Below are 17154 nucleotides of genomic sequence, written 5' to 3'. Positions count from 1 at the left end.
CCATGTTTTCGCAGCGCCTGGGAGGGCCAAGCGCTTTTTCATCCCGGAAGAGCAAGCCCCTCCGGGGACGGCGCCTCCGCGCCGGCAAAGACCCGCCGCAGACGGTAGTCCTGCCCGGCGCCCTCAATCCAGGCGACCACGCGCCCATCGGCGGCAAGCAGCAGAGTGTGTCCCGGAGTCTTCGCCGCTGCCGGCAAGGAGGGACGCCGACCATGCCGCAATTCCTGGCAGGCCGCAGCCGAAACGACAAAGCGCGGCCACTCGGGCACGGCGATAGCAGCTGATTGCAGCATTGGCGCACTTTCTCCGGGACGCCAGATGCCCGGACTCTCGATACTATGGACGCCCAGACGCGTGCGCCGTAAAACCCCAAGGTGCAGCGGAATCTGAAGGTCTTCCCCGAGATCGCGGGCAATGGCGCGGATATAACAGCCGCCGCTGACCAGCAAGCGCGCTTGCAAACATGCACGGCTCCAATCCGTCGAAAGTATCTGCGCCTCGAAAATTCGGACGGGCCGCGCCGGAGGCGACAGGCTTTCTCCGCCGCGCGCGCGATCGGAATAACGACGACCGTCAAGCTTCAGCGCTGAATAGAGCGGCGGCCGCTGCTGTTCCAGCGTAGCGAGGGCCTCGAACCACGTCTGGATGTTATTCTGCAACGAGCGCAGTCGCTCGGCAGTCCGCTCCGCGGACCATTCTTCTATGGTCTCCCCTTCCGGGTCGTGCGTTGTCGTACTGCGCCCGAAGTGAAAATCAGCGACATACTCCTTCTGCGAATGTAAGAGGAAATCTGCAAGGCTTGTGGCCCGGCCCGCCAGCAGCGCCATCAGGCCGCTGGCAAAGCGGTCCAGTGTGCCACAATGGCCAACGCTGGCCCCGCCCAGTTCCCGCCGCAATTTGCCGACCAGAGTCGCCGAACCCATGCCCGCCGGCTTGTCCGCCAGACAGAAGCCTTCAAGACTCCTGTTCTTCATGCTTCGCATCGATCAAATTCAAGATTCGGTCGCCCTCGGCAATGCTGGTATCGATTTCAAAGGTAAGCGTCGGTGTCAGGCGCAAGCGCAGGTTGCGCGCCAGTTCACTTTGAAACCACACCGAATGAGCGCGCAGCGCCTTCCAGGTCAGATTGTTTTCTTTCCGCTCGCCAAAGAGCGAAACGGAGACGCGCAAAGTGGAGAGATCGGAGGCGAGGTGAGCGCGGGTCAGCGAAACGAGGCCAAGGCGTTCGTCCTTTGCTTTGCGCCGCAACAGCAGGCCGGCCAGTTCGCGAAGGATGGCGGATTCCATCCGTGCTTTCCGTATTGGCTTCATCCAAGAGAAGTCTGGCCCGTTTTGGCCGGATCAGAGCTTGCGCGCAACCTGCTTGAGCTCGTAGCACTCCAGCCGGTCGCCAACCTGAAGGTCGTTGTAGTTCTCAAGGGCGATGCCGCACTCGTACCCTTCGGCCACTTCGTTCACCTCGTCCTTGTGGCGCCGTATCGAGCGCAGCTTGCCGCTGTAGATGACCGTATTGTCCCGAATGACGCGCACCTGATTGGAGCGCTGGACTTTTCCGGAGACGAGCATACAGCCGGCAACATTGCCAACGCGGCTGATGCGGAACACCTCGCGCACCTCGGCTGTGCCGGTGGTCTCTTCCACCGTATCCGGCTCCAGCATGCCTTCCATCGCCAGACGAATGTCGTCGATCACATCGTAGATGATGCTGTAGTACTTGATCTGAACGCGCTGGCGATCGGCCAGTTCCGAGGCTCGCGGCGTAGCGCGAACGTGGAAGCCAACTACCAGCGCTTCGGAGGCGCTGGCCAGATTCACGTCCGACTCGCTGATTGCGCCAGTAGCGCCGTGAACGACGCGCACCTTGACATCGTCGGTGGAGAGCTTGATCAGGCCATCGCGGATTGCCTGCACCGAGCCCTGTACGTCGGCCTTGATGATGATCTTGATTTCCTTGTGTTCCTGCACCCAGCCGGCCAGGCCATCGAGCGACGGCGCCGTCCGGTCGGCGGCGGAGGTGATTTGCTTGTAATGCTGTCGCTTGGTGGCAACCTCGCGCGCATATTTTTCGTTTTCTACCGCCTGGAAGGGATCGCCCGCATCAGGCACGCCGTCGATACCAGCGATTTCCACCGGCGTAGCCGGCCCGGCTTCCTTGATGCGACGGCCGCGGTCGTCAAACATCGCCCGCACACGGCCGGAGAAAACGCCCACGACATAGGGATCGCCTTCGCGCAGCGTACCCTTTTGAACCAGCACGGTTGCCACCGGACCCTTGCCCGGGTCAATGCGCGCTTCGACCACGCGCCCAACAGCGCGCAGCGCCGGATTGGCTTTCAATTTGAGAATGTCCGCCTGCAGCAGGATCATTTCCAGCAGGTGCTCGATTCCAGTATTTTGTTTGGCTGAAATGGGACAGTAGACCGTGTCCCCGCCCCAGTCCTCAGAGGACAGTCCGTATTGCGACAGCTCCTTCTTGACGCGCTCCACATCCGCCGCCGGCAAATCGATTTTGTTTACGGCGACGATGATCGGAACCTTTGCTTCGCGAGCATGGTTGATGGCTTCGATGGTCTGCTGTTTCACGCCATCATCGGCGGCCACAACCAGGACAACGATATCGGTGACAGCTGCGCCCCTGGCGCGCATCGCAGTAAAAGCCTCGTGGCCCGGCGTATCCAGAAAAGTGATACGGCCCTGGGGAGTTACCGCCTGGTAGGCGCCAATGTGCTGAGTGATCGCACCCGATTCCGTGTCGATGACATTGGTGTTGCGAATGGTATCAAGCAGGCGCGTTTTACCGTGATCCACATGTCCCATCACGGTTACCACCGGCGGACGCGTCTCCTGGCGATCTTCCGCATCAAGCTCTTCTTTGATGACCGTCTCTTCGTAAAGCGAGACAACCTTCACCTCGCAGCCATATTCGGCTGCAACCAGAGTCGCAGTGTCGGCATCGATGGCCTTGGTAATTGTGACCATCTCGCCCATCTTCATCAGCTTGCCGATGATCTCGCTGGGCTTGAGGTTCAGCTTGCGCGCCAGGTCGCCGACCTGAATGCTCTCCATTATCTCGATTTGCTTCGGAACTGAACTGGCCGAAGAGGCCTTCTTCTTTTCTTGCTTCTGAAAAAACTTGGCGTTCTCGCGCTGACGATCGCGATCTTTGTCGTCGCGGCGATGGTCAGTACGGCCAACGCCGGGCGGTCTCTGCCCGCCTGCGCCCGCGCCTGCCTGGCCCTGGGTGGCGCCCGGAGCGCCTGGACGTCGCTGCCCGCCATATCCCCCCGGACCGCCGGGTCCGCCGGGTCCGCCGGGCTGACGACGCGCACTCTGCACTGCAGCATCAAAGGGGGTAGCGCCGCCAAGCCGCGGACCGCCAGGGCGAGGTCCGCCGGGCCCGCGTGGTCCGCCCTGACCGGGACCGCCGCCGGGACGCGGACCGCCGGGCCCGCGTGGTCCGCCCTGACCAGGACCGCCGCCGGGACGCGGACCGCCGCGATTGTCAGAATAAGGGCGCGGACCGCCACGATTGTCAGAATAAGGGCGCGGACCGCCTCGATTTTCAGAATAAGGACGCGGCGCTCCAGATCGAGCGGGACCGTCCGGTCGGCGTTCGGCGGGTGCGCCGCCGGGACGCTGCATCGGTCGCGGAGGCGCTGGCGCCGGGCGATCGCCGCCGGCGCCGGGCGCGCGCGCGCCGGATTGCGGAGCGTTTTCGGGACGGGGCGCTTGCTGACGCCCGCCATCTTCACGACGGAAGGTGTCAGAAATATCGTGCGCTTGCTCGCCGGTTTTCTTCTTGATGACCAGCTTCTTCTTCTGGCTGCCGCCAGCGCTGCCCAACTGATCCTTGATCTTGCCGGGATTCTTTTGTTTATCGTCCGCCATTCCGTCTACGGTCTCAAGCTACCTTTTTCGCTGCTCTGACGCTCACAAGGAGATTCCGGGGAAGCGTCCAATTATTTTGGAAGCCAGGAAAGCATTGATCGTTCCTGGCTTTTGCAAGAGCGTTAGTTCTCCTCGAACTCTACAGACTCCGAAAGGATTTGCAAGATCTGCCTGGCAGTAGTCTTACCAACGCCCGGCAAGGCTTCCAGCTGTTCAGGCGCAGTCTCCAACAAATCCTCAACGCTCTTGATTCCTGCCTCTTCCAGCAAACCAATGACGCGCGAGGTCAAGCCAGGCAATTCGCTGAGCGGAGTGTAGTCTTCTTCCGCGGCTTCCTCAGCGGGCCGAGGAGCAAACAGCGCTTCCAGTTGCGCGCGCGCCTCCGGCGAGGACATTTCTTCGCTGAATTGTGTCTGGGACTTCACTGTCAGTCGGTATTCCGTCAGCTGCGAGGCCAGTCGCACATTGGCGCCATTGTTGCCAATGGCCATGCTGTAGGAATCGTCTGGCGTCACCACCAGCGCTTCGCGCGCTCGGGAATCGGCGCGCACCTCGCTGACGCGCGCCGGACTGAGCGCATTGGCGATCAATTCTTCCGGATCGTTGGAGAAGTTAACAATGTCGATACGTTCATTGCCCAGTTCGCGCACAATCGACTGAATGCGTACGCCTTTGATGCCGACGCAGGCGCCGACTGGATCCACATCCTGACGGTTGGAACGCACCATGACCTTCGACCGATAGCCAGGCTGGCGCGCGATCGAGAGAATCTCTACCACGCCGTCATAGATCTCCGGGATTTCCATTTCGAACAGGCGACGCACAAAATCCGGCGCCGCACGCGAGAGAGTGATAAAGGGACCAGGTTCGCGCGACTTCTCGCGCTTCAGTTCCACCAGCCGCACCAGGGCCTTGACGCGATCGCCGGGACGAAAGCGTTCGTTCGGAATTTGTTCGCGGCGCGGCATCACGCCCTCGGCGCGCCCGAGGTCGACATACATGACATCGCGATCGCGCCAGCGCAGAAAGTAGCCGTTGATCAGCTCCCCTTCTTTCTTTTTGAATTCATTGTAAATGATCTCACGTTCCAGTTCCTTGAGGCGCTGTAACAAAATTTGACGAACATTGGTAGCGCCAATGCGCGAGAATTCGAAGGGGTTCTCACGACTTTCCAGTATGTCGCCTGGCCGGGCGTCGGCCTTCTCCGGACGCGCATCCTCTACGGATATTTCGCGGTGCGGGTTCATCACATGCTCCACAACGTGACGACGGTAGATAACAAGAATGATCAGGTTCTCACGGTCCAGAATTGCTTCGAGATCCGCCTCCTGTCCGTACTTCCGCTGGTAGGCGGTGATCAGGCTGCTGCGCACCACTTCCGTAACTTCGTCTCGACTGAGTCCTTTCTGCTCGCTGATATCATTAATGAAATTGAAGAAGGCCTGCAGATCCGGGCCGCCGCTCGCCTTTTTGGTTGTCTTCGCCATAATGTCCGCCCTCGCCCCCGGAAGCATGTCCCGAGGATCTGCTTCAGAAATCCAGGTAGAGACGCGCGTAACTCAACTGAGCCGGCTCAAGCGTCAGCTCCTTGACCGTCGCGCGTCGCGTACCCCGCCCCTTTTGCCGTCGGGCGCGACGGGATCGAGGCTCGAAGCGTTCAAAGAGCAAGCGCTCCTGACCCTCAACCTGACCGCGACCCAGATAGTGCACGATCGCATCGTGCGTCGTTCCCTCCGCCTGAAAGCGAATGAACAGCGGCGTCGCACGAAAGCGATCAAGCTCCTGCGGCAACCGAAGCTCACGCTCCGCTCCCGCCGAGGATACCTCGACGCTATAATTCTCTGTGGAAAGTCCGGGTGGAAGCGCGCTGCGCCAACGACTGTCCATCGACAGTTCCAGATCCACGCGCTCAATCAGCCGATGGCTGTAACGCTCACAATCCTGGAGGCTGACAGCGCCTCGCGGGTCCTTCAGCCCATCGAGCTCCACTTCAATGTGGAACCCGTCCGCCAGGTTTTGCAGCCTCCCGGAGTAAACGTCCAGGCCTTCCGGCGCAACATCGCGCAGCAGGTCCAAAAACTCCATTCCGGGCTCGCCGCCAGCAGCGCGCTACGCGTCCTACCGGCATAAAAAAAGGAGAGGGAAATTCCCACTCCTTCACAGAGCCACAAATGCCCGACACCGTCAAACTGTCAACTGCCTTTCATTCGCAGCACAGCAAGCGAGCGCCTCCCGCGGCGGAGGTTGGCGCCGGCTTGACTCTTCAGCGATGCTCGCCAGACTGCTCTGCGATCCAGCCTATGCCAGCCATTCTGTTGCACAAATTGCCATTCCGCGCAGCGGCAATTCTTTGCCTGGCAACGCTGACCGGACAAATCAGCGCTTGCGCGCGCTTTCGTATTGAGGAGCTGAGCCCCGCCACGCTTTTTTCGCTGGCAGTACGCCTTCCCGACGCGCCCAATCCAGAGCAGATGATCCAGGCGGAAGCCAACGGTCGCGTGTATTACAATTTCCCGCTGGCCCCGGCGACTGGCGGCGCGCTGCTCTATGTGGCCGATCCGGCCCGTCGCCTGGTGCGCGTTTTCGGCAAGGGCAGCGATCAAGCGCAGCGAATCATCGCCGAGGCTCTGCCTCCGGGCGCGGAGGACATTCGACTCAACCGCGTCAAGTTAGGAGTGCCGGGACTGATCGCTGCCGATGAGGAGGGCGAACACGTCTATATCCAGAGCTTTCAGGACAGTGCGCCGCCGCGAGCTGGACAGCCCGCGGGCCCAGCGCCGGCCCCGCTGCCAGCGGCGCCCACGCCTGCCGAAGACCGTAATTCGGGGCAAGTATCGGATATCCGCATTCGCCCTTCGCAGATTCTGCATCTTGACGAGGACGGCAAATTGCTGGGCGCTCTTGGCGTGGATGGCTACAACAGCGCCAGCTTCGAGCAAATCGAACGGCTGACAGCGGACGAAGAGGGCCTGCTTTACGTTCTGCACCGCAACGCGGCTCAGTTGACACTGAGCGTATTTCGAGATGGCGCGCTGGTTGGGCGCTATGCTGGATTTCCGGCGGCCACCGACGAAGAACGAACGCGCTACCTGGTCGAGATCGAGGATATCGCCCCCGGACCGCGAGCTGAATTTGCCATTTACTGTGCAGCCATGCGACGCCGCGGCGATTTCGAGCTGGTGGAACGCATCATCTATCGGCGCAACGGATACGAAGGTCAGCCCCTGGAATTGCTGCGCAGCGACGACGCCCAGGATTTTTTCGGCTGGAGCAGACCGGACGGCGGCTTCTATCTGATTAAGTCAGACGAAGATGGCGCCGGCGCTTTGTTCAAGGTATTCAGTCCAGACGGCGAGTACCTGAACAACCAGCAGATCGTTTTCCCGGGAATGCGCGCCAGCTGGCGCGACACTTACCTGACAATGCAGGGACGCATCCTGACCTCGCGGCTGTATCTCGGTCGCTTCGAGCTCTATGAATGGAAATGAGCAGCCGCTGTTCGACTATCAAAGCGCACTGCAGCTGGATCGCGCCAGTCAGCAAGAGGGACTGAACGAACAGCAGCTGATGGGTCAGGCGGCGCTTTCCTGCTTTCTGGCGCTGCAATCGGAGCTGGAATCTTGCCGCAGATTACTGCTGCTTTGCGGCGGCGGCAACAATGGCGGAGACGGCTATGCCCTGCTCTACCACCTTCTGTCCTGGCGCCAGCTGGGCGGGAAGGCGCCAGAAAAGATCCTGCTGCTGGCGCACGGCATCCCACGCAGCGACGCTTCGCGCTACTACCAGGCGCTGGCGATGCGGCTGGTAGAACGCCAGACATCTGTGGCAGTGCTGCCGATCGCTGTTGAACAGCTCAATGCAATTGAATGGCAAGAGACTGACTTGATTGTTGAAGCGTTGCTGGGCGCCGGTCAGCGGCCGCCGCTGCGTCCAGATCTTTCGGCAATCCTGCTGTCGGTACAGCGGGCGCGTCAGCGCACGGTGCAGAGGCCGCGCCTGATCAGCATCGATGTACCGGCCGGACTTTTCGAGGAACAGCCCAGCAGCTTTGGCGCCGCACCGGCCGACGCACCCCTCCCCGATCGTGTCCTCTGCACTGGGGCCTGGAAATTGGCTGCACTGTTGCATCCGCAGCTGCGGTCCAGCTGCAGCCTGGAACTTGCCGCGCTTGGCTTCAGCGCTGGCCTCAAGCCAAGCGCCTGGTGGAGCAGCCACAACTTGCCCGCGCACAACTTCTTTCGCCGCTCTGATCTGGACCACAAGTACCGCGCCGGACATGCCTGGCTGATTGGCGGTTCAAGCGGCATGGAGGGTGCGGCAGTGCTTGCCGCGCGGAGCTTTTTTGCCGCCGGCGGCGGAATTCTCAACGGCTGGTTGCCGGCCGAGGGTAGCGTGGCGTTGGCCATGAGCAGCGAACCGTCCGTGCTCTGGCAGGAGCTCAATCAGGCCGGAGGGCGAAAGCCCGCAGCACTTGCCATCGGTCCCGGTCTGCAAAGCGAAATGCTAAAGACCCAGCGCATGCTCCTCCTCCAACTGGCAGTAGCTGCCACAGCGTCGGAGGCCTGGCTCATCCTGGACGCCTCGGCGACGGCGCTAGCTCTGGACGGGGACTTCCCGGAGCAGCTTCGGCGGCGCACACTGCTCACGCCGCACGGCGGAGAATGGCAAGGCCTGGGCGGCGCGCCAGTGGATTGTGTGAACGCTCTGCTTCGGGCGCAGAGCTGGCACCGCGACCGACTGCGGTGCTGGTGTTTGCTGAAGGGGCCGCAGAGCATCTTGTTCTCTCCCGACGGCGATATTCACCTGGTGGGAGGGCCGCAGGGCGATCTGGCAACCGCCGGCAGCGGCGATGCCCTCGCTGGCATTCTGCTTGCTGCGCTATGCAAGACCTCCAGCAGCAGCGCTTTGCAGTCTATGCTGGCCAGCCTGAGCTTGCTTTCGGCGGCGGCAAGGCATGCCGGCCCCAACCCCTCAGCCAGCGAGTTTCCGGCCGCAATCAAATCGATTCTCAGCGAGGACAGGGCTCATGAAGTACTACTACCGCAGTCCAAAAGACCTGAGCAATGATCGTGAGGAGCGCGCTCGCGAACGCAGCAAACTGCGTAACCGTATCCTCTGGATCATCGTGGCCGACCTGGCTATAGTCGTACTGGTAATGCTCTTTGTCCAGCAGAGCGGCGCACTGCAGAAGACTCGAGTAGAATCAAGCCAGCCGCTGATGAACGGCGATCTGGAAATGCGCGCCAGCGTGAATCTGCAGGAGGCCAGCAAAGGTCAGGCCTCCGTTTTTCTCAGCATTCACAATCGTGGCGCAAAGCCCCTGAACTTCCCGGCTGGAGGCGAGGATTTACAGATCATTGCGCGGATGCAGGCCAACAGCGGTCAGGTCTATACTGTACAGGAACAGGCGCGGGCGCGAAACATTGCGCCCGGCGAAACCAGTCTTTATCGATTGGAGATCCAGGCTGTCGATGTGCACGCCTTTCAGCCGCAGGTTGTTTTGCAGTTGAAATCCGCGACGCAAAGCTGGGAACTCAGCGCACCGTAACCGAACCAGGCATCCGCTGCGCTTAGCCGGCGCCGATCAGCGACCGGTCAATTGGCGAATCCGATCCAGAATCAAATCGCTGGCATGCGCGGCAGGATTGCCACGACCCATCTGCTTGCGCACGTAGGCCAGCTCCTGTAGCATCGCTTCCCGGTAACTTCGATCTTCCAGAATGCGACAGATCTCGCGCGCTGCATTTTCGCCGGTCGCCTCGGTCTGCAACAATTCCAGAACTGTCGGCCGTCTGGCCAGAATATTGACAATGCCGATAAAGCGCGTTCGAATTACGGCAGATATCAGAAACAGGTTGAGCCAGCCAACGCGATACAGCAAGACCATCGGCTTGCCCAGATAGGCGGCTTCCAGCGTGGCCGTGCCGGATGCGATGATGGTCGCGTCGCAGCTCTCTAAAATGCGCAGCGATTGGCCTATGCTGTAGTCCACCTCCAGATCCGGATAGCGCTGAAGGGCGGAACGCAACAGCGGATCCAGTCGCTGCTCGACGCCGGCCAGTAGCAATCGCAGCCGAGGGTAGGCGCGCTTCAGGATACGCGCCGCGTCCAGCATTGGTATGACAAGGCGCGATACTTCGGAACGACGGCTGCCGGGCAAGAGCGCAATCACCGGACGCCGAGCGCTTTGTAACGCCAGCGGGGGCTCCCGCCGCAGGCGCCGGGGAATACGTTGCACCAGCGGATGACCGATGGCCGCCGCCGGCACTCCCTCCTCGCGGTAGATCTGCTCCTCAAACGGGAAAAGCGGCAACATCAAATCCACGGAACGCCGGATGGCGGCAATACGCCCATAATTCCAGGCCCACAACTGCGGACTCACCAGGCAGACTACAAATAGTCGATCGGAACGCAGCATGTCAGCCAGGCGTAAATTGAAGCCAGGATAGTCGATCAGGATGGCCATGCCGGCCTTGCGCGCTTGCGCCTCGCGACGCAAGCGCTGCGCCAGCAGCTTCAGCCGGCGATATGCCCGCAGCGCTTCGACAAAGCCAACTACGTTCATTTCGCGGACATGAGTGATCAGCTCCGCTCCCTGACGCTGCATTTCATCGCCGCCCGTGCCAAAGAAGGCGCCGAAGCCGCGCAGCTTGAGCTCGGCGATGAGGTCCGCCCCAAGGAGATCGCCGGAATGTTCGCCGGCAACAATCAATACCGGCTGCCGCGGGTCGGGCGGGGCAGGATTGCGCGCTCTTTCGACGGAGGACGCGCGGCGAGAAAAAATCGAAGCCAGTTTCATCGTATTGGCGGCGCAGCCCGACCATTTAGTTTTTTCAGGTAGGGCGCGGAGAGCTGGCTGCGATCAACAGCAAGAACGGTGATGCCGGCCGCCGCCGCACGCTGCAAGAATTCAGCGGGTTGAACAACAAAGGTGCGATCGTACTCAAAGACCAGCACGCGACATTTCGACTCGATCATACTCTCCAGGGTAGAAAGTCCGGTCACAGGGATATCGAAGCGTCCATCGTGGTCGCTCTTGGCCAGTTTGCAGACCACCGCTCCGCGACCGCGAAAGAGCGACCCGCCGCGGCGGATGCACTGATCGGTCCCTTCTGCGGCCTCTACAGATAGCACGGCGCGATTGCCTACAACAACCGTCTGCCCGATATCCAGACGGTTGATTTCCGCCGCATGGCCCAGACCAAAGAGCACGTCCGCCAACTGCGCGGCGCTCAGCTTGCGGCCATAGCGTCCCGGCGTTAGTTGCAGCTCCTTCAAGTACGTAGCCTGATCGATGATCCGAATGCCCCGCTGCTCGACAACCTGGGCCAGACGCTCGAAGAGAGAGTAGTCGCTCTGGCTGGCCAGACGTGCAATCAGGAAAAGCGTCCGCAAATCGAAGCGCGGCCGATTGTAGAGCAAATCGCGCGTCGCCTTGCCCAGAAGCAACAGCCTGGAAATTCTCTGTTTTTGCGCTGCGCGCAGAAATGAACTATAAAAGCGAGTGAGTACCACCAGCTCGCAGCGATCCTGTAGATCCGCCGGCGGCGGCTCGTCCGTAAAAAGGAAAAAGCATGGATTCTCGCCGGCGCGAATAGCGGCGCGACCCGCAATCCAGGGCAACTCTCCGCGACCGGCCAGAATGCCCAGGCGGCCTGCACCGCCTTCCTTTGGCAGCATCGAATGACTCAGCTGGCGGCGCCGCTCGATGAGCTGCTACTGGAATTGGAGCTGGAGGCGCCTGTTGATGGCGAAGGGGATGCTGCGCCAGAGGCAGGCGTTGCTGCGCCGGCAGAAGACTCGCCCTTGCCGCCGCCGGAATTTGACGAGGACTTACGATAATCGGTCACATAGAAGCCGCTGCCTTTGAATACAATGCCGGCGCCGCCGCCGATCAATCGCTCTACCTGTCCCTTACACTCCGGACAGTCGCTGTGCGCCGCCTCGCTCATACTTTGGAAGGCTTCGTACTGGTGACCGCAATGTTTGCAACGGTAGCTGTAGGTTGGCATGATGGCTCACTCTACTGTTCCGGCGCGCCGGAAGCGTCTGTTACCAGGTAGCAAAAATGCCAGGCCAGGGTCCAGCCCAAAACGATCAGAGCGTCGCCGCCATACTGCCCGTGGCCGGGCGACCGCAGCTGCTGGTCGAAGCGTTGCACTCCGTGCTTCAGCAAACAAGACCGCCACAGGAAATCATCGTTATCGCCAATGCGCCGGACCCGGAGTGGCGCCGCGACCTTGGCGCCGCCGGACGCATTGCCGAAGAATATCCAGACCTGAAGTGGCAATTGCATTTCGAAGCGCGTCGCGGGCCAGCGGCGGCGCGCAACGCCGGCGTGCGGCTGGCCAACTGTCGCTGGCTGGCTTTCCTGGATTCCGACGATCTCTGGCAGCCGGAACGTCTGGCGCGCCAGCTTCACTACCTGCAACGCCGACCGCACTTAAGGGCCTGTCACACGGCGGAACTATGGATCAAGAATGGCCGTCAGCTGAATCAGCCTGCCCGCCTGCAACCGCGCAGCGGAATGTTTTTGCGCGAATCAATGGCGACCTGCCTTATCTCCTGTTCCTCGCTATTGATCGAACGGCAGCTCTTCCTTGAGCTGGGCGGATTTGACGATCGTTTTCGAGTATGCGAGGATTTTGAACTCTGGCTGCGGCTGCTGCAGCGCAGTCCCATTGGACTTGTTCGGGCGCCTTTGACAATCAAGCGCAGCGGCGGTTGGCCGCAACTTTCGCAGAGCGTCGACCTGGACTACTGGCGCGCGCGCGCCCTCTACAAGCTGCTTTGCGCCAACGAACTCAGCGAAGGCGATCGCGCCGAGGCCCTGCGCCAGTTCTGGGCAAAGTGGCGAATCTATGCGAACGGCGCTACCCGGCGCGGCGGAAGCAGTCGCGCCAGACGATTGGCACAAGCCGCGACGCTGCGCTTTGCCTTGCCAGCAGATCAGGGCGATTCCGGCGCCGCAGCCGGCGCCTCATAGCTGGACGCTTCGATCAATGCGCGATTGAGCGTCTCGTCAATATCAATTTCGTAGGTATGAAAAACGGTATTGCGAGTCAATTCGTAGCGCAAGAGACTGATATTGTAGTTGATTAAGGCTTCTGTGCCGCCCTGCCTCGCCTGCACCAGAGCATCGAGCGCTTCTTTGACAGCAACAGCGGTGAAGCGACCCTGACGATAGCGAGCGACAAGTCCCTGGTAGAATCGGTTGGTTTCCTCCACCGCCAGGCGCGCCTTTTGCAGTCCGCTGTATGCGGTTCGAATTGCCTCTTGCCCCTGCAGCACTTCATCATGAATTTGCCGGCGCAGTTCTTCCTCCTGCAAGGATAGTTGTCGCAGACTGATATGAGCGTTGCGAACATCAACTTCGGCGCTTTCGTTCCAGAGCGGATATTCCACCTTGAATTGCACGCTGTAGTCTGGATAACGACCATTGGAGACCTCATTCCAGGAGGTCTGCGCGTGTCGTCCGTAGTCGCGACTGCTGTAGCTGCCGCCTACTGAGACCGAAGGCAAGAGCTGGTTGTCGGCGATTTCGGCGGCGCGACGGGCATTCTCCATTTGCAGCCGAATCGATCGGAAATCCGGGCGCGTGTTGTAAGCCTGCAGCAGGTCGGCGTCGACGCTCATTTCTTGCGGCGGGTTGCTGGGCAACTGCGTTGCGCCGCTCAGTTCGAGTTCCGGATCCAGGTTTAAGTTGCGCAGCAACTCGCGACGCTTGTTGTTGCGTTCCAGGCGCGCCTGATCCAGTCGCAATTCGGCGCCGGCAACCAGTGCATTCCATTGATTGACTTCGAAGGCTTCGGCCAGGCCAATATTGCGCTTTTGCGCCGTAATCGTTCGGATGTTTCGCGTATTGCGCAAGAGTTCGTCGGCAGTGCGCAAGTTCTCCTCGGCAATACTCAAGGACCAGTAGTTGACCAGAGTCTGGACTACAAGTCGGGTGAGATCATATTGCAGAGTCTCGCGATCAATCTGCGCCCGATTGCGGTAGATGTCGTTCAATCGACGCTGAGCATAGCCAAATGAATTGCGCAGCAATTCCTGCTGCAGAACAAAAGTCAAGGCGCCGGTGTGCAGCGGACGCGAGGGACGTAGCGGATCGCCGCCGCCGCCGGTTATTTGATCGAGAACTGTTCCGCTGTTGCGGTTTGATTCAAAGCGCGTATCGGAAGCCCCCAGTTCAAAGTAGGTCCCCGTCACAAACAGCGTCTTCAATCGCGCATAGACGATGTCCGTGGAAAATTCGCTTCCCGTGCTCAAATAGCCTGGAGTGCGCCGGTTGATCGTATCCTGTGATTGGTATCCAGCCTCCAGGACCGGCGCATAGCGCGCGTCATCCTTCAAGAGATCGGTGTCGCTCTTGAGGATTTCCAGCTGACGAATACGCAGGACATTGTTGTTATCCAGCACCAGTCGAATCGTATCCTGTAAGCTCAAAGGGCGCGGCCTTCCGTTTTCATCCAGGGGAAACGGAGCGTATTGTGGCCGCGGCCCTGAATCGCTGGCGACCGCGGGGCTGGCAGGCTGATCCGCGGAGGTCGATAAGGGCGCTGGCGCATTTTCCCCGGCCGCGCCGGCTGCGGATTCGCTTTCGGGAAAGCTCTGATTCTCGGCCGTAGCCTGGCCCGTAAGGACGGAAGGGGCCAGCAGCGACAGACTGAAAAGGAAAGTGGCACGCCTCATGGTTTCACCATTGCCCTGACGCCGGCGCCGAAGGCCAGCTCTTTGACTGCAAGATTGGTCAGCGGACTAATTTTCGCCAGGCTGGCCGGACGCAGCCGCCCGGGCAAGGAGAGTCTGATCCGCTGGCGAAGGTGGATTGCCCTCCTTGCGCCGAAGCGCTGCTATGGCTGGATGCCGCGCCGGCGTTTTGTAAACCCTGTACTCTGGATCGGCCCGGTCGCCTGGCTGCTGGCTGGCTGCTGGAGTGCGCCGCCAGGCATCGAGCTGCAAATATCTACAATAGAAGAAACGCCGTGGTTTTTTCTGCTGCCAGCCGACGACAGGCATGGCGAGTTCGTTGCCGCCTACTCTGCGCCGGCACTGGATAGCGATCTGGTAGAGGAGCTGGCGGCGGCGCGCGACCGGCGTTTGCACGCCGATCTGGAAAGTCGCAGCTCCCGGCTTGGCGCTGAACTTTGCGCCCTGAGCCCTGGGAATCGCGCCACAGCGGCCGCCCAACTGCAGCAGCGCCAGCGATCTCAGCTGTCGGCCTGGCTTGCAATGCAGCAGCACTACCATCGCCAGCTTGAAGACGCCTTGCGCCAGGCTGCGGCACAGGGGGCCTGGCCAGCGAGCCGACTGGAGCGGTGCCTTTCCCGCCAGCGGCTTGTCATCGAGCTGGAGCGCGAGCGGCAGGAAACCTGGATCGGCGCCTGGTCAGAATGGATCCAGGGCCTCAGCCGGGAAGGTGACAATTGTCCATCAGGGAAACCGGAGCCTGGCCCCGCTTTGTCCAGACCTCTGGCCCAGGCGCGGCTGCGGCTATTTGACGAGCTGGCCCCTCTGGAGCGCGCCCGGCTGATCCTTGCAATGCACGACCCGCAATAGGCCGATAGTAGAGCTATGGGCTTCCGCTGGCCATTGCTCCTCGTCTCGATCATCCTATTCCTGTCAGCAACCGCACTGAGTCCTTTGAACATTGAGCAGGGCGGCGGAGGGAATCGCGATTTTGGCCGTCTGATTCTCCACGGCGTGGAACGAATTCAGGCGCGCGACGGTTCGGTGGATTTGCGACTGAGTCGTTTGCAACGCCAGGGCGATCCGGATACCATGCTCTATTTAGACTTTGAACAAGGACCTGCTCCGCTGCTACGCGACCAGGCCAGCAACTATCGAGTCGAGCAATCGAGCTATATCGATACGGCCGACTCGCGCGCTGGCAGATTGGCGGCGCTCTTCAATCGACGTGAAAATCGCATCGCCATCCGTTCGCCGGAGGAATTGTGGCCAGGCGCAGGCGTGGTCAACGATTTCAGCATGGAGATGTGGCTCAAGCCTGTCTACTTTGGACGAAGCGATATTGTATTGAGAAAGGCGACGCTGCTGGACGGCCAGAGGCGCGGACTGGAAATCAGCTTCCTGGAGGGACGCCTGCAAATCGACTTGATCCGCCTCTTCGAGGGACCGGGCGGCGCGCGCTACAGCGCACGGCTGAATTCGGATCATTCCTTGCCGCTGCGCCAGTGGAGTCACATTGCCCTCGCTTACCGCGCAGCCAGCGGCGAACTTGTGCTCTACCTGAATGGGCGAGAGGAGGATCGCTTTGTCGCCGCCGGCGCACAGGGCGTGATGCCAATGAGTTTCCACCCCGAGGATCGCTCTTCGATTGTTCTCGGCGACAGCTACGCCGGGTTAATAGATGAATTTCGATTGGTGGATCGTTTTCTGGCGGAAGGTGAAATACAAGCTTCGATCTTTCCCGCCGCAGAGATCGATGAGGGCGACGGAACTTACGCGCAGCAAAGCGGCGAAGTCATTTCGGATGTGCTCAGTTCCGCCGACCACATCCCCGCCGCCAGCGCCCTGCTAAGTTTTCGATCCCGCGAGCCAACGGGCGGCGCCATTGCCTATTTTGTGCGCACTTCAATGGAACGCTTTGCCGCCGACACTCCGGAACGACAGCTGCCCTGGCGGCGGCTCAGTCGATCGCAGGCGGAGCTGCAGAATTTTCGCTACCTTCAGTGGAAGGCGAAGCTGCGCGCCAATCCCTCGGGAAGCGAATCGCCGGTACTGGAGTCCGTCGCCCTGGATTACAGTCCGCGTCGCGCTCCGCTGCCGCCGCTGCAGGTGCAGCTGTTGCCTGAGCTCTCCGGTCCGTTGCGCGTCTGCTTGCAATGGGAGGCCAGCGCCAGCGAAGCTGTACAACGCGGCGGCTACCGGATCTACTACGGCTACCGCTCCGGCGACTACAGCGGGCACATTGACCGACAACCTGCCGACGGCGGACCGGCAGCGATCCGCAGTCCACAGGCCCTTCTGAGCTTGACGGCGTCCGAACGGGACGAACAAATCCGCAGGCCCGCGCTGATTCGAACGCGCCTGGCCAATAAGATGCGGCTGATCATCGACAATGATTTGATTGCCTACAATACGCCCCGCAACCCCGCCTTTCCGCGACCGCCCTTCCTGGCCGCCGATCGCAGCTACTACTTTGCGATCAGCGCCGTAGATGACCGAGGCGTAGAATCACAGCTCTCAAATGAAGTTGTGGTTGTGCTGCGCGCTCCGGGCGACATTCTCTGATTTTCCGGGATG

At 60.8% G+C, this 17154-nt stretch carries 15 protein-coding genes; 6 read left to right on the top strand and 9 right to left on the bottom strand.

Annotated features, from left to right (window positions below):
* Window positions 1-38: 38 nt before the first annotated feature.
* From truB to K1X75_06925, 5 genes are all read right to left on the bottom strand, one after another.
* Window positions 39-974 (bottom strand): tRNA pseudouridine(55) synthase TruB, encoded by a 936-nt coding sequence (truB, locus tag K1X75_06945; protein MBX7057788.1) that lies wholly within the window; start codon window positions 972-974, stop codon window positions 39-41.
* Entirely contained in the window at window positions 955-1287 is a 333-nt protein-coding gene (gene rbfA / locus K1X75_06940) for a 30S ribosome-binding factor RbfA (protein MBX7057787.1), read from the bottom strand. Before rbfA ends, truB begins: the two co-directional genes overlap by 20 nt.
* 54 nt (window positions 1288-1341) lie before the next feature.
* Window positions 1342-3888 (bottom strand): translation initiation factor IF-2, encoded by a 2547-nt coding sequence (gene infB / locus K1X75_06935; GenBank protein MBX7057786.1) that lies wholly within the window; start codon window positions 3886-3888, stop codon window positions 1342-1344.
* A 122-nt stretch (window positions 3889-4010) separates the two neighbouring features.
* Window positions 4011-5375, bottom strand: a complete 1365-nt coding sequence (nusA, locus tag K1X75_06930) for a transcription termination factor NusA (protein ID MBX7057785.1) — start codon at window positions 5373-5375, stop codon at window positions 4011-4013.
* A gap of 43 nt (window positions 5376-5418) precedes the next feature.
* Complete coding sequence (locus tag K1X75_06925) at window positions 5419-5973, bottom strand: hypothetical protein (GenBank protein MBX7057784.1); 555 nt, start codon at window positions 5971-5973, stop codon at window positions 5419-5421.
* Window positions 5974-6188: 215 nt separating this feature from the next.
* Between K1X75_06925 and K1X75_06920 the strand changes: the two genes are divergently transcribed.
* From K1X75_06920 to K1X75_06910, 3 genes are read left to right on the top strand one after another with little or no spacing between them, the layout of a single operon-like run.
* Window positions 6189-7376, top strand: a complete 1188-nt coding sequence (locus K1X75_06920) for a hypothetical protein (GenBank protein ID MBX7057783.1) — start codon at window positions 6189-6191, stop codon at window positions 7374-7376.
* Window positions 7363-8955 (top strand): bifunctional ADP-dependent NAD(P)H-hydrate dehydratase/NAD(P)H-hydrate epimerase, encoded by a 1593-nt coding sequence (locus K1X75_06915; protein MBX7057782.1) that lies wholly within the window; start codon window positions 7363-7365, stop codon window positions 8953-8955. Before K1X75_06920 ends, K1X75_06915 begins: the two co-directional genes overlap by 14 nt.
* Window positions 8915-9436, top strand: coding sequence for a hypothetical protein (locus K1X75_06910; protein MBX7057781.1), 522 nt, complete (start codon window positions 8915-8917; stop codon window positions 9434-9436). The genes K1X75_06915 and K1X75_06910 overlap by 41 nt, the downstream gene beginning before the upstream one ends.
* A gap of 36 nt (window positions 9437-9472) precedes the next feature.
* Here K1X75_06910 and lpxB read toward each other — a convergent pair whose 3' ends face one another.
* From lpxB to K1X75_06895, 3 genes are all read right to left on the bottom strand, one after another.
* Window positions 9473-10600 carry a lipid-A-disaccharide synthase gene (lpxB, locus tag K1X75_06905; GenBank protein ID MBX7057780.1) on the bottom strand — a complete coding sequence of 376 codons (1128 nt, stop codon included), beginning with the start codon at window positions 10598-10600 and terminating at the stop codon, window positions 9473-9475.
* 83 nt (window positions 10601-10683) lie between these two features.
* Window positions 10684-11568 carry a UDP-2,3-diacylglucosamine diphosphatase LpxI gene (gene lpxI, locus K1X75_06900; protein MBX7057779.1) on the bottom strand — a complete coding sequence of 295 codons (885 nt, stop codon included), beginning with the start codon at window positions 11566-11568 and terminating at the stop codon, window positions 10684-10686.
* A gap of 8 nt (window positions 11569-11576) precedes the next feature.
* Window positions 11577-11900: a zinc ribbon domain-containing protein gene (locus K1X75_06895; GenBank protein ID MBX7057778.1), complete on the bottom strand. Its 324-nt coding sequence runs from the start codon at window positions 11898-11900 to the stop codon at window positions 11577-11579.
* 56 nt (window positions 11901-11956) lie between these two features.
* On the opposite strand from K1X75_06895, the gene K1X75_06890 reads away from it, so the two are divergent.
* A complete protein-coding gene (locus K1X75_06890; protein ID MBX7057777.1) occupies window positions 11957-12874 on the top strand; it encodes a glycosyltransferase family 2 protein in 918 nt (305 codons plus the stop codon).
* On the opposite strand, the gene K1X75_06885 is transcribed toward K1X75_06890, so the two are convergent.
* Window positions 12838-14580, bottom strand: a complete 1743-nt coding sequence (locus K1X75_06885; protein ID MBX7057776.1) for a TolC family protein — start codon at window positions 14578-14580, stop codon at window positions 12838-12840. The two genes, K1X75_06890 and K1X75_06885, sit on opposite strands and share 37 nt — an antisense overlap.
* A gap of 171 nt (window positions 14581-14751) precedes the next feature.
* On the opposite strand from K1X75_06885, the gene K1X75_06880 reads away from it, so the two are divergent.
* Both K1X75_06880 and K1X75_06875 read left to right on the top strand, forming a co-directional pair.
* Complete coding sequence (locus tag K1X75_06880; GenBank protein MBX7057775.1) at window positions 14752-15447, top strand: hypothetical protein; 696 nt, start codon at window positions 14752-14754, stop codon at window positions 15445-15447.
* Window positions 15448-15462: 15 nt separating this feature from the next.
* Window positions 15463-17142, top strand: coding sequence for a LamG domain-containing protein (locus K1X75_06875; protein MBX7057774.1), 1680 nt, complete (start codon window positions 15463-15465; stop codon window positions 17140-17142).
* Window positions 17143-17154: the final 12 nt, after the last annotated feature.

The organism is Leptospirales bacterium (assembly GCA_019694655.1).
Taxonomy (GTDB): domain Bacteria; phylum Spirochaetota; class Leptospiria; order Leptospirales; family Leptonemataceae; genus SSF53.
The sequence above is the reverse complement of the archived record's forward strand: the minus strand, read 5'-3'. Positions and strand labels throughout refer to the sequence as shown.

Coding starts and splice junctions, on each gene's coding strand:
- truB (MBX7057788.1), bottom strand. CDS start 974: ATGAAGAACAGGAGTCTTGAAGGCTTCTGTCTGGCGGACAAGCCGGCG.
- rbfA (MBX7057787.1), bottom strand. CDS start 1,287: ATGGAATCCGCCATCCTTCGCGAACTGGCCGGCCTGCTGTTGCGGCGC.
- infB (MBX7057786.1), bottom strand. CDS start 3,888: ATGGCGGACGATAAACAAAAGAATCCCGGCAAGATCAAGGATCAGTTG.
- nusA (MBX7057785.1), bottom strand. CDS start 5,375: ATGGCGAAGACAACCAAAAAGGCGAGCGGCGGCCCGGATCTGCAGGCC.
- K1X75_06925 (MBX7057784.1), bottom strand. CDS start 5,973: ATGGAGTTTTTGGACCTGCTGCGCGATGTTGCGCCGGAAGGCCTGGAC.
- K1X75_06920 (MBX7057783.1), top strand. CDS start 6,189: ATGCCAGCCATTCTGTTGCACAAATTGCCATTCCGCGCAGCGGCAATT.
- K1X75_06915 (MBX7057782.1), top strand. CDS start 7,363: ATGAATGGAAATGAGCAGCCGCTGTTCGACTATCAAAGCGCACTGCAG.
- K1X75_06910 (MBX7057781.1), top strand. CDS start 8,915: ATGAAGTACTACTACCGCAGTCCAAAAGACCTGAGCAATGATCGTGAG.
- lpxI (MBX7057779.1), bottom strand. CDS start 11,568: ATGCTGCCAAAGGAAGGCGGTGCAGGCCGCCTGGGCATTCTGGCCGGT.
- K1X75_06895 (MBX7057778.1), bottom strand. CDS start 11,900: ATGCCAACCTACAGCTACCGTTGCAAACATTGCGGTCACCAGTACGAA.
- K1X75_06890 (MBX7057777.1), top strand. CDS start 11,957: ATGCCAGGCCAGGGTCCAGCCCAAAACGATCAGAGCGTCGCCGCCATA.
- K1X75_06885 (MBX7057776.1), bottom strand. CDS start 14,580: ATGAGGCGTGCCACTTTCCTTTTCAGTCTGTCGCTGCTGGCCCCTTCC.
- K1X75_06880 (MBX7057775.1), top strand. CDS start 14,752: ATGCCGCGCCGGCGTTTTGTAAACCCTGTACTCTGGATCGGCCCGGTC.
- K1X75_06875 (MBX7057774.1), top strand. CDS start 15,463: ATGGGCTTCCGCTGGCCATTGCTCCTCGTCTCGATCATCCTATTCCTG.